Source organism: Halorubrum sp. SS7, from assembly GCF_005435055.1.
GTDB lineage: Archaea > Halobacteriota > Halobacteria > Halobacteriales > Haloferacaceae > Halorubrum > Halorubrum salinarum.
On the sequence record NZ_SGXV01000001.1, the window covers coordinates 303,273 to 315,614 of the forward strand.

At 68.6% G+C, this 12,342-nt stretch carries 10 protein-coding genes; 2 read left to right on the forward strand and 8 right to left on the reverse strand.

The features are described from left to right. Window positions 1-132: 132 nt before the first annotated feature. The 7 genes from EXE44_RS01575 to glmU form a co-directional block, all read right to left on the reverse strand. Window positions 133-1,143, reverse strand: coding sequence for an NAD(P)-dependent oxidoreductase (locus EXE44_RS01575; protein WP_137715668.1), 1,011 nt, complete (start codon window positions 1,141-1,143; stop codon window positions 133-135). Next, window positions 1,140-2,132, reverse strand: a complete 993-nt coding sequence (locus EXE44_RS01580; RefSeq protein WP_137715669.1) for an NAD(P)-dependent oxidoreductase — start codon at window positions 2,130-2,132, stop codon at window positions 1,140-1,142. Before EXE44_RS01580 ends, EXE44_RS01575 begins: the two co-directional genes overlap by 4 nt. Next, complete coding sequence (locus EXE44_RS01585; protein ID WP_137715670.1) at window positions 2,125-3,273, reverse strand: NAD-dependent epimerase/dehydratase family protein; 1,149 nt, start codon at window positions 3,271-3,273, stop codon at window positions 2,125-2,127. The genes EXE44_RS01580 and EXE44_RS01585 overlap by 8 nt, the downstream gene beginning before the upstream one ends. 90 nt (window positions 3,274-3,363) lie before the next feature. Then, window positions 3,364-4,251, reverse strand: a complete 888-nt coding sequence (locus tag EXE44_RS01590; protein WP_137715671.1) for a TrmB family transcriptional regulator — start codon at window positions 4,249-4,251, stop codon at window positions 3,364-3,366. Window positions 4,252-5,447: 1,196 nt separating this feature from the next. Next, entirely contained in the window at window positions 5,448-7,313 is a 1,866-nt protein-coding gene (gene glmS / locus EXE44_RS01595; protein ID WP_137715672.1) for a glutamine--fructose-6-phosphate transaminase (isomerizing), read from the reverse strand. 2 nt (window positions 7,314-7,315) lie between these two features. Beyond that, entirely contained in the window at window positions 7,316-8,491 is a 1,176-nt protein-coding gene (locus tag EXE44_RS01600) for a sugar phosphate nucleotidyltransferase (RefSeq protein WP_137715673.1), read from the reverse strand. Between the two features lie 73 nt (window positions 8,492-8,564). Beyond that, window positions 8,565-9,773, reverse strand: coding sequence for a bifunctional sugar-1-phosphate nucleotidylyltransferase/acetyltransferase (gene glmU, locus EXE44_RS01605; RefSeq protein ID WP_137715674.1), 1,209 nt, complete (start codon window positions 9,771-9,773; stop codon window positions 8,565-8,567). Window positions 9,774-9,914: 141 nt separating this feature from the next. Here glmU and EXE44_RS01610 point away from each other — a divergent pair, with 141 nt between their 5' ends. Together EXE44_RS01610 and EXE44_RS01615 are read left to right on the forward strand one after the other, a co-directional pair. Continuing rightward, window positions 9,915-10,472: a hypothetical protein gene (locus EXE44_RS01610; protein WP_137715675.1), complete on the forward strand. Its 558-nt coding sequence runs from the start codon at window positions 9,915-9,917 to the stop codon at window positions 10,470-10,472. A gap of 15 nt (window positions 10,473-10,487) precedes the next feature. Further along, a complete protein-coding gene (locus EXE44_RS01615; protein WP_137715676.1) occupies window positions 10,488-10,940 on the forward strand; it encodes a hypothetical protein in 453 nt (150 codons plus the stop codon). Here EXE44_RS01615 and glmM read toward each other — a convergent pair. After that, window positions 10,937-12,277: a phosphoglucosamine mutase gene (gene glmM / locus EXE44_RS01620; protein WP_137715677.1), complete on the reverse strand. Its 1,341-nt coding sequence runs from the start codon at window positions 12,275-12,277 to the stop codon at window positions 10,937-10,939. The two genes, EXE44_RS01615 and glmM, sit on opposite strands and share 4 nt — an antisense overlap. Window positions 12,278-12,342: the final 65 nt, after the last annotated feature.

Below are 12,342 nucleotides of genomic sequence, written 5' to 3' on the forward strand. Positions count from 1 at the left end.
TGCGGTGCCAGTCCCTGATCCACGAAACTGATCCAAGCCCTGTCGACTTCAGTCATAACTGTTTCTTTCGAAGAGTCAAAAAACACCACGCGAGAGGCCGTTTTTTGTCGAATCGCTTCTTGCCGATGTCACTTACTCTAAGAGTTCTCGAACCGCTCCCTCGACTCCATCCTCTGTTCCCCACCCAAGGAAATTACTGGCGCTCGAAATATTCACTTCGAACTCTTCTACCATAGTCTCGGCACTTCGTGGATTCTCCATCAACTCGATGTTCACCTCGATCCCGCGCTCCTCGCGTACAACCTCCCGAACGATCTCGGCCACGCGCATCACGCTCATATCCTCGTTACTCGCGATCTCGTACGTCTCAGCCCCCGTCTCGCCGTTCGAAAGCTGCTCCACCAACCGCTCCGCGCTTCGCACGTACGCCCGCGCCACGTCTTTCACATGAACGAAATTTCGCGCCTGTGTCCCGGGCTCGTACACCGTCAGCGTCTTGCCGGCGAGCGCGCGATTCACGAAGAAGTTGATAACGGTCGGCTTGCTAACCTCCGTCTCGTCGACCACGTGTTCGCCGTAGAGGTTCGACTTCAGGAAGAGGTGCGCCGGGAACGCGCCGTCCGCGAACGCCTCGATCGACCGTTCGCCGAGCAGTTTCGTCCGCCCGTACCAGTTCAACGGATCACGCGGCTGGTCGGCCGTGATCGGGAACTCTTCCGGATCGCCCAACACGGCCATACTGAACGGGAAGGCCAACGCGGCACCCGTCTTCCGACAGAACCACGCCACGTTGTTCGTCCCGGTGACGTTCACCTCGTAGGCCAGGTCCGGATTCTCTTCGCAATCGTCGACGCCGCTAATCGCCGCGAGGTGACACACCACGTCCGCGCCCGCGAGCGCCTCTTCCAGCCGATCACGGTTTCGAATATCGACGTGCTCGATGTCGACATCGCCGATCGTATCCACCTGCCCGCGGTACTGGTTGTCGATCGCGATGAGCTCCCAGTCGGGATACGCCTCTTGGAGCTCTACGACGACGCGGCTACCGATGTAACCGGCCGCGCCCGTGACCGCGATCGTCGGGGTGTCGATCTCCCTGCCGTCGTTTCCGCCGTCCGTCTTCATCTGTGTCGTGTCCGTCATGCGTTGAACACCTCTGTGCCGGTCAGCTCATTCGCGATATCCCAAACCCCCTCGCGAAGCGTCCACTCCGTCTCGAAGCCCGTCTCGGCCAAGCGGTCAAAGTTCACGTGATACGAGGGGCCGGGCTGCTCGTCCTCTAAGTACGTCACGTCCAGATCCCGATCGAGTTCCTCCCGGACTATCTCCGCGATCTCCGCGATTCGGTAGTTCCCGTCGTTCGAGCCGACGTTATACACGCGCTGGGGCCATGTGTCGGGATCCAGGGCGGCGTCAAGATACGCCCGCGCGGCGTCGCGCACGTGGATGAACGGCCGCCAGTTCGACCCGTCGCCGTACACCGTCAGCGGGCGGTCCGTCAGCCCGCGGAACACGAAGTGGTTCACCACCAGATTAAACCGGACGCCCGGCGACCAGCCGTAGTTCGTACTCATCCGGAGCGCCGTCCCCTCGAAATCGTACGCCTTGAGCGCGTCGTTCAACAGCCGCTCGCAGGCCACCTTCGACTCTGCGTACGGATTGAGGGGATTCTGTTCGGTCATCTCGTCGATATCGCGGCTCGCCGCGCGGCCGTAGTTGTTACACGAAGAGGCGACGACGACGCTGTCGACGTCGAACTTCCCCGCGGCTGTGAGCACGTTCTCAGTGCCGTCGCGGTTCACCGCGAACGTCTCCTCGCGCCGTTCGTGCGTCGACGCGGCGCCGGTGATCGCCGCGAGGTGGATCACGGCGTCGACGCCGCGGGTCGCGCTCTCGACGGCGCCGTACTCACGGACGTCGCCGCGGCGAAAATCGAGATCCGGGCCGACGCAGCCGGCGAGGTGCGCGGGTGAACCGTTGGCCAGTGAATCGAGGACGACGACCTCGCTCACGCGCGCGTCGTCGAGCAGCCGCGGAACCAGGGCGCTGCCGATGTAACCGCAGCCGCCCGTAACGAGGATCCGCTGGCCGTCACCCTCGTTTCCGCTTGCGTCGCCGTCCGTCTCACTCATCGGTCAGCACGCCCGGCAGGAACCGGTCCTCGTGAGCCGCGATCCGCTCGCGCTCGTCGACGAGCGTTCCGAGCACGTCGCGGATCCCGGACTCGAGGTCCTGACGCTGGCCGCCCACGAGCTTGAGGAACCGCTCGTTTTCCATCTCCATTTTGTGTTCCTCGTCCTCTTCGCGCGGGTTTTCGTAGTGTTTCACTTCAGCGTCCAAGTCGAACTCCGCGCCGACCTCGGCGATCGTCTCCGCCAGCTCGACGATCGCTATCGGCCGGGTGACCTGATTGTACACGTCGATCCCGTCGTCGCCGGAGTGGCCCTGTTCGACCAGCCGCACGAGACTCTCGACGGCGTCTTCGAGACTCACCATCGGCTTGCGCTGCTCGCCTTTGCCGTACACCGTGATCGGGTAGCCGGCGACAGCCTGCGCGCAGAACCGATTGACGACCGTCCCGAAGTAGTAGTCGAAGTCGAACCGCGTCGGGCTCTCGTGGTCGCGCGTCTCCGCGGTCTCAGTTCCGTAGACGATGGCAGTCCGCACCTCGCTCATCGGGAACTCGAACTGCGACTCCGCGAGCCGCATGTTCGCGGCGTCGAATGACTTCGTCTGGTGATACCAGCTGCCGCCCATCGCCGGGAACGGCACCTCGTCTGAACCGCCCTTCCGCTCGACTTCCAATCCGCCTTCGGGGATCGGGAAGTGCGGCGCCCCGTAGATGCCGGTGGTCGTCGTCTCGATGAAGTGCGTGTCCGACAGCCCCGTCTCGTGGAGTCCGTGGAGCAGGTTCAGCGTCATCGAGACGTTGTTGCGCTGGGTGTACAGCGCGCGCTCGCCGTTAATCGACGAGTACGGTGCGCTTGGCTGGGCGGCCGCGTGGAGCACGGTGTCGGGCTCGTGGGTGGCCAGCAACTGGAGAACAAAGTCGCGGTCCGCGAGGTCGCCCTCGATCAGGCTGAGGTTCTCAACGCGCTCGAAGCGCGCTTCGGGATCCTCTATCTCCGTCGCGGAGACGCTCCCCGACTCGGCGACCCAGTCGCGCCGCGAGAAGTCGTCGACGCAGACGATTCGCTCGTTGAGGCGGTCTGCCAGTCGCAGCGCAGTCGGCCAGCCGAGGTAGCCGTCAGCACCAGTGAGTAGGACGGTCATCGTTACTCGGCAATCGAGTAACTACGAGTAAAGGCTTTGCGGTTAGCTTCGGCCGCTGATAATGCCTCCGTACGGAGTCGCTCCGTCTCGCTACTCCCCAACTCCGTCACCGTCCACCGGACCTCGGCCCGGGTCCGGGTCAGCTGGGACGCTCTCGTGGCGCCACAGTAGGTCGAAGTACTGCCACATCCCCGCCACGAACGAGGGGTTCTCCGTGACTGCGGCCTGTCGGTGGTGGTTCGGCACTTCCTCCTGTTCAACCATCAGGAGTCCCTGCCCGGATTCGTACGACAGATCCGGATCGACGAACGTGCCGCGCCAAGGCAGCACGCGGTCGCTGACTCGCACGCTGACCGACGGGTACTCGTCGGCGAGCGTTTCGCGAATTTCCGCCTGCCGCTGTCGGTTCTCCGTCGAGAGCGAGTCGGGGTGGAGGAGTAGCACGTCAACGTCCACGCCGCGGTCGACCGCGTCCCGGATCGCTGTCCGCACGGCATCGATGTATCCGAAGCTCTTCGAGAGCACGTACACACCCTCGTCGGCCTCGCGGAACAGGCGTCTGGTCTCCCGCTCGCTCGGTTCGCCCACGTCGACGACGTGGAACAGGTCCTCGGTCGGGCTGAGCTCGTTGACGCCGCGGTCGCGGACCGGCGCGTACTCCTCGACGAACGCCTCCTCGACGGCTTCGACGTCCTCGCGGAACCGCTCGTAGGCGTGTCGCCGGTTCTCGACTGCCCGCTCGGCGATCGCCGCCGGCGCGTGGGGCTCGTACCGCTTCGGCCGGCCCGGGATCACCTTCACGTATCCCGCCTCCGACAGTGCGTCGAGCACGCCGTAGATCCGCGCCTTCGGAATCCCCGTCGCCTCCGCGAGATCCGGCGCCGTCGTCCGGCCCAACAGCAGCAGTTCCTCTAAGGCGTCGGCTTCGTACTCCGTCAGATCGAGCAACGAGAAGAGGTCCTCACCGGAATCGGGCATGTACGCCTCTCCTCGTGCGCTCCGTAAGTACGTACTGGTAGGGCCGGAAGGGTTATTAGGCGGGCGCCTATACGGTTACTCAGAACATGAGTAACTCGGATGCCGCTGACGACGCCCACCTCGCCGATGTTCCCGATGGCGCGGGGTGTACGGAGATTTGGGAGCGCCTCTCTGAAGGCCGCGACGAGGAACTGGACGACGAGTAGCCGCTGCTTTCCCGAGTTGGTCGCCGCTGCGGACGTCGCAGGCCTCATCGAGCGCGGGCGGCGTCGGTCGTCGACGAGCGCCCGCATCAACGGGCGCGGCGAGGGGGTCGCGAAAGCCGGTCCGGCGGAGTGCCGCCTGGCACGTAATTATCGACTTCGTCCCGGTCGCTGGCTGCGCGTGAATGGAACTGACGGGGCAGTTGTCCCGACGTGCGTTGGTTCACCCGTTGATTTCAAATTCCTCCTGCGAAATCCGCTATTATGCCGAAATTGGGCCGATTGACACCCGTTTTTCCCGCCGCAGTCTTCTCCGTGTCAACTGGTGTAACACGCGCCCGAAGTTTCGACCAAGCGCACGTGGCGTTGAACGGGGGTGCTCTCGCCGCTGGACCAGCGGGCGCTGATCGTGAAACTGCCAGCCGGCAGCGGGATTCCACACCTCGGGAAGTAGGATGTCTCCTGACGCGTGGCCCGGATATCTGATGACGTTTCAACACGCCGATTTCACAGATCGGCCGTATCACCCCGGTATTCCCGGGGTGTTCCGGCTATGCGAACCGATACTATATTCACATTGATAGATACTCCGGTCTCATGGTTTGCGTCGGGCCACAGCCTCGCCTCACGCATTTCTGGGACGGCAGCGCGCTCCGCCGACTGAGATGGTGGTCGACTCCTAGATGTCTCGGCAAGCCGGCCTGCGAGTTCCGTATCTCCAACAGCGTTTCACCCGTTGTCACCCGTACGACTGCGGCGGGGCAAACCAGTGTAGCTCGATCTGAAAGCCGCGCTGAATCCCCAGGTACCCGTCCAAGCAACCGATCGTCCGGAAGAGGTTCGCCGTCACTCGTGGATCCGTTCGGCAACGATCGGTCACGCGGCCAGCGGTGTCATATCGGACGTGATAACCAACAGAATTCGGTCCACCATACCCTCCTGTTGGTTAAACGATTTCCAGCCGCCCACGGGACCGCCGCGGACGACGCGGCGCTATTCGACCGTGACGCTCTTCGCGAGGTTCCGCGGCTTGTCGATCGACCGACCCTTGTCGTTGGCCACGTGGTACGCGAACAGCTGGAGGTAGACGTTCGCGACCAGCGGCTCGACGATCCCCACGTCGGGCACCGGTAGCGACACGTCGAGCGTGCCGTACTCCTGGCCCGCGGACACACAGCCGATAGCGGGCGCGCCGCGGGTCTGCGCCTCGGTGACGTTGTTCATCGTCTCGTCGGCGCGCGACCCGTCGGTCAGCACCGCCAACACGGGCGTCTCCGGCGTCACCAACGCGAGCGGGCCGTGTTTGAGCTCCCCCGCGGCGAACCCCTCGGCGTGGTCGTAGGAGATCTCCTTGAGCTTCAACGCGCCCTCCAAGGCGACGGGGACACCGAGCTGCCGCCCGACGAAGAAGAACGCCTCGCTGTCGCCGTACTCGGTCGCGGCTTCGCGCACCGCGTCCTCGTTGTCGAGCACCTGTTGAACGGCTCCCGGGAGGTCGCGGAGCCCCTCCAACACCGGCCGCGCGTCGGCGGCCCCCAGCGCGCCGCGCTCGCGGCCGATCGCTACCGCGAGCATCGCGAGCGTCGCCACCTGCGAGGCGAACGTCTTCGTCGCCGCGACGCCGATCTCGGGGCCGGCGCGGATGAACGCGGTGTCGTCGACCTCGCGCGTCACTGTACTCCCGAGCGTGTTCGTCACGGCGAACGTCCGCGCGCCGGCGGCGTTCGCTCGCCGCACCGCGCCCAGCGTGTCGGCGGTCTCGCCGCTCTGCGTCACGGCGACGACGAGCGTGCGGTCCGGGCTGCGGCCGGCGCCGAACTCGTACTCGCTGGCGATCTCGACGGTCGCGCGCACTCCCGAGAGCTCCTCGAACAGCTGCGCGGCGTACCGGCCCGCGTAGTTCGAGGTGCCGCAGGCGACGATCTGGATCTCTTCGAGGTCGGCGAGAAAGCCGGGCGGGAACGAGACGTCGAGGTCGACGCCGCCGGCGTCCACGTCGAGGCGCCCCGCGATGGTCTGCCGGAGCGCCTCGGGCTGCTCGTGGATCTCCTTTCGCATGTAGTGTTCGTAGCCGCCCTTCTCGGCGGCGTCGGCCTCCCACGTCACCGTCTCGACGCCGCGGTCAACGAGATCGCCGTCGGCGTAGATTGCGACGCCCTCGGCCGACAGCGCCGCCACGTCGCCGTCCTCGAGGTACGTCACGTCGCGGGTGTGTTCGAGGAAGGCCGTCACGTCGCTGGCGACGAACGTCGCGTCGTCGTCGCGGCCCAACACGAGCGGGCTCCCGCGCCGCGCCACGACGATCCGGTCGTCGCCCTCGCGGACCGCGCAGATCGCGTAGCTCCCCTCGAGGCGGTCCTCGACGGCTCGGACTGCGTCGAGCAGGTCGTCCGCGCCGCGCTCGGCCGCGAGCTCTTCCTCGATCAGGTGCGGGATGACCTCGGTGTCGGTGTCGCTCGTGAACTCGTGATCAGCTAGCTCGGCTTTGAGCGCCTCGTGGTTCTCGACGATCCCGTTGTGGACGACCGCCACGTCGCCGACGCAGTCGGTGTGCGGGTGGGCGTTCGCGTCCGTCGGCGGGCCGTGCGTGCTCCAGCGCGTGTGGCCGACGCCGAGCGCCGCGTCGGGCACGTCGGGCACGGTGAGGTTGTCGACCTCGCCGGACCGCTTCGCGACCGTGAGCCCGCTCGTCTCCCCGACGAGCGCGACGCCCGCGGAGTCGTAGCCGCGGTACTCCAAGTTACGGAGCCCCTCGTGGACGATGTCGCCGACGCCGGCGACCCCGCCGTCGCCCGCGGCGCCCTCCGCGTCGTCGTCCAGCGCGATGCCGTCGCCGATGTAGCCGGTTATCCCGCACATGATTACCCCCTCCGCACGACCGCGCCCGAGTCGACGCGGTCGTCGATCACGACCCCCGCGTCGGCCGTCACGTCGTCGCCGACGACCGCGCCGTCGGTGAGCGTCGCGCCGGCGCCGACGGTCGCGTTGTCCCCGACCACGCCGGCGAGTTCGACGCCGTGGTGGACCGCGTCGCCGACGACGACCGTCGCCGGTTCGCCCGCTATCGTCGCGTTCGGGCCGACTCGTGCGTTGCCGGCGACGATCGCGTCCCGGACCACGGCGCCCGCACCGATTACGGCGTCCGGAAAAACCACGGCGTTCTCGACGACTGCGCCCGCCTCGATCGTCGCGTTACTGCCGATCGCGGTGCTCCCGCCGATCGTGACGTTCGGCCCGACGCGCACGTTGCCCGCGAGCGCCACGTCGTCGGCAACGGTCACCGACTCGCCGCGGCTCGCGCCCGCGGCATCGGGCGTCGCGGCCTCGTCGACCAGCCCCGCGTTGACGATCAGCAGGTCCCAGAGGTTCGACACGTCGAGCCAGCGCCCGTCGTACCGCACCGCCGACAGCGTCTCGCGGCCGGCGAGGTCGTTGAGCGTCGCCGTGATCGCCAACTCACCGGGGGCGTGCGTCTCGCGGATCGCGTCGAACACCGCCGGCGAGAAGGCGTAGACGCCGGCGTTGATCTGGTTGGTCTCGACCGGCCCCTCCGGCTTCTCGTCGATGGCCCTCACGCGGTCGCCGTCGAGCGTGACGACGCCGTACTCGCGGGGCCTCGCCGCGGACGTGACCGCCATCGCCGGGGGGGCACCGTCGAGCGCCCGGTCGCGCATCGCCGAGACGATCGACGAGTCGACGATCCGGTCGCCGTTGAGCACGACGAACGGGCCGTCGACGACCGGCTCGGCCTGGAGGACGGCGTGGCCGGTGCCCAGCTGCGTCGCCTGCTCGACGTACTCGATCGTGACGCCCCAGTCGTCGCCGTCGCCGAAGTGGTTCCGGATGCGCTCCTGCTCGTAGCCGACGACGAGGACGATCCGATCGATGTCGGTCGCCGTCACCGCCTCGACGACGTGTTCGAGTAGCGGCCTGTTCGCCACGGGGACCATCGGCTTCGGCCGCCGGTTCGTCAGCGGCGCTAGCCGCCGGCCCTCGCCCGCGGCGAGGATCACCGCGGTTACCGAGTCGGTTGCCATACCGTCACCGTCGCCCGCCCGGGTGTTAAATCGCTCGCGCTCGGAGCGGAGCCCCGACCGGTGGAGATTGCTCTCACTCCGAGAGCCGGTCGCGCGTCAGCGCCTCGCCGGGCCCCGTCGTCTCACCGGTGCCCAGCACGACGCCCGCGTTCAACGCGGTGTTGATCCCGGTCTTCGCGCCGTCGCCGACGATCGCGCCCAGCTTGCGGCGCCCGGTGTCGACGCGGTCGCCCTTCACCGTCTGCCGGACGTTCTCGCCGTCGTGGCGGAGGTTCGCGACGTTCGTCCCCGCGCCGAAGTTGACCCCGCGACCGAGGACGGAGTCGCCGACGTACGAGAGGTGACCGACCGAGGCGTCCGCCATCAGCACCGAGTTCTTCACCTCGACCGCGTGGCCGACGTGGACTCCGGGCCCCACGACGGTCGCCCCGCGGACGTAGGCGTTCGGTCCCACGTCGGCGCCCTCGCGGATCAGCGCCGGCCCCTCGACGTACGCCCCGGATCGGACCCGCGCCCCCGCCTCGACGACCACCGGTCCGTGAAGCTGGGCGTTCTCCTCGACGGCGCCGGCGATCGCGCGTTCGTCGTCGAGCGCCGCCAGCGCCAGCTCGTTCGCCTCCAGCAGCTCCCACGGGCGCCCCACGTCGAGCCACGTGCCGTCGTAGCGCGCCACGTCGATCCGGCGGCCGTCGCCGAGCAGCATGTCGATCGTCGTCGTGATCTCGTACTCGCCGCGCTCGCTCTCGGGCGTGCGGTCGATGTACTCGAACACCTCCGGTTCGAACGCGTAGCAGCCGACGTTCGCGAGGTTCGTCGGCGGGTCCGCCGGCTTCTCGACGATGTCCGCGAGCGCCCCGTCCGCGTCGGTCGAGAGCACGCCGTACGCCCGCGGGTCGTCGACTTCGGTGGCTGCGACCGCCGGCGCGCCCGCCTCGGCGAGCGCCCGCGGCAGCGACGCGTCCACGACCACGTCCCCGTTGAGCACGAGGAAGTCGTCGTCGACGACGGGCGCGGCCTGCGCCACGGCGTGGGCGGTGCCCAGCGCCTCCCCCTGCTCGACGAAGTGGACCGGGCGGTCACGGTACGACTCGCCGATCGCCTCCCGGATCGCCTCGCCGCGGTAGCCCGTCACGACGACGAACTCGTCGACGACGTCGCGGGCCGTGTCGAACACCCGTTCCAGCAGCGAGCGGTCCCCGACCGGGAGGAGCGGTTTCGGGCGGCGGTCCGTCAGCGGTCGCATCCGAGTCCCGCGGCCGGCCGCGAGCACGACTCCGTACATGGCCGGGGCGACGGCGGGGCGGGGCTTATCGGCTGCGGTCGGCTCGGTCGATGTGGCCGTCGGGATCGATCTCGGAAGGGCGGTCAGATGCTATATTTCTGCTACCAAAGATATATGCCTTGTAGACCACGACTGAACGGTATGTCGGACGATACCACCGGCGACTCGTCGTCGGACGAGAGCGGTGAGGCCCGACGTCAGTGGGAACGGGACCGAACCACGTTTCAGCGGGTGTACGACGTGATGACCGGGGTGACCGAACACGCGTCGGCGAGCGAGATCGCCGAGCGCGCGGCCTGTTCGCCCGACGGCGCGCGAAACGCGCTCACTCAGCTGGTCGAGATGGGCATTGCCGACCGGCGCGGGAGTCGTCCCACCGAGTACCGCCGCAACGAGTCGTACTTCGAGTGGAAACGCGTCGAGACGCTGGCCGACGACCACACCGCCGCAACGCTCCGCGAGCGCTTGGACGACCTCCTCGCCGAGGACGCCGACCTCCAAGAGTCGTTCGGCGTTCCGGATCCGGACGCCGCCTCAGTCGCGTCAGTCGAAGGCGGCGACCACGCCGCGGTCCACGACCGGCTGGAGTCGCTGTCGCGGTGGCGAACGGTGCGGCACGACATAGAACTCCTTCAGCGGGCCGTCTCGCGGGCCGAGGCGCGCGGCCGCGACGGGACCGACCTCCGCGGGTCGGCCTGAGGCCTCCCCAGCTACATGTCGGACGATGACGACGCCGAGACCGCGGCAGACAGCGGTCGGCTCGACCGGACAACGATGGAAACGATCGGGCGCCGGGCGGCGACAGCCCCGCTGGTCGAGTCCTGGCAGTTCGAGCCGGATCGGATCGCTCCCCGGTCGCTGGTGCTCACGCTGGACGCGACCGCGTATCCGTCCGCCGTCGACGCCGCCCGGATCGACGTCCACTGGTTTGTGACGGGCGACTACTACTTTCATTACGTCGAAGAACGGGGCTCGTCTCGGTTCCAGTGCCGCTGGGACCGCCACCCGAAGGCCGACGCGCCGAGGAACCACTTCCACCCGGCGCCGGACGCGGGCGGCGCGGAGCCGTCACCGCTCGGCGACCACCACCTCGACGTCCTGTTCTCGGTTCTCGACTGGGTCGCGGAGCGCGTCGAGCAACGCTACGATGAGTCGGAGCGAGGTTAGGACGCGTCCTTTGCGGCCCGGTCGACGAGCCCCCGCGCGGTCTCGAACAGCGCGTCCGCGTCGCCCTCGTCGCGCGCCTCGGCCGTGATCCGGACCAGCGGCTCGGTGCCGCTCGCGCGGACGAGGAACCAGCCGGCGTCCGTCTCCACGCGGACGCCGTCGAGCGACGACACGTCCTCGTACTCGACGGCCGCGGCCTCGGCGACGCGCTCGACGATCGCCGACTTCGCGTCCGTCCGAACCGAGTCCCGGCGGATCGGGTACTCGGGGAGGTCGTCGACGAGCGCGGCGAGCGAGCCCTCGGCGCCGACGAGCGCAGTCAGGATACACGCCGCGAGCGGGCCGTCCGGGCAGGGCGTCCGGTCCGGCCAGATCCACGCGCCGCTGGGCTCGCCGCCGAACGCGACCCCCGGCTTCGACGCCTCCGCGGCGACGTACGCGTCGCCGACGGGCGTGTAGGTGACCTCGGCGCCGACCTCGGCGAGCGCGTCGGCGACGAGCAGGCTCGTGTCGACCGGGACCGCCACGCGGTCGCCTGCGCCCGCCTCGCGGCGCGCGAACAGCGCGAGCAGGGCGTCGCCCGCGACGAACCGCCCGCGCTCGTCGATCGCCATCATGCGGTCCGCGTCGCCGTCGTGGACGATCCCGAGGTCGGCGTCGGTCGCGGCGACGACCTCGCAGGCGGTCTCGCAGTTCGCCGCGGTCGGCTCGCTCGGCCGCCCCGGGAACCGCCCGTCGCGCTGTCCGTTGAGCGTCTCCACGTCGCAGCCGGCCGCGTGGAGCGCGTCGGCCGTGACGCGCCCGACGCCGTTTCCGAGGTCGACGACGACCGAGAGGTCGTCGGGCAGCGGCACGGTCTCGCGGAGCGCGCGCTCGTGCCGGCGTCGGGCGTCGCCGCCGACCGCGACCTCCCGCTCTTCGACGGCGCCGATCGCGTCGTGCCCCGCGAACTCGAACGCCTCCGCCTCGACGATCTCGGCGATCCGGTCGTTGCGCTCTTCGCCGAAGGCGCGCCCCGAGGCCGTCCAGAGCTTGATCCCGTTGTCGGGCGCCGGGTTGTGCGAGGCCGTGACGACGACGCCGGCGTCGGCGCCCTCCCGGGCGACGGCGCGGGCGACCGTCGGCGTCGCCTCCACGCCCACGTCGATCACGTCTGCCCCGCATTCGGTGAGGCCCGCGACGAGGGCTCGCGTGAGCATCCGGCCGCTGTCCCGCGCGTCGCGCCCCACCACGACCGTCGCCGCGCCGTCCGTCGCGAGCGCGCGCCCCACGTCGAGCGCGAGGTCCGCGGTCACCGCCTCGCCGACCGGCCCGCGAACGCCGCTGGTTCCGAACATACCACGGTCATCACCGGGCTCCGCAAAGACGGTTCGGGATGGCGAGTCGGAGCGCCCGGACCCTG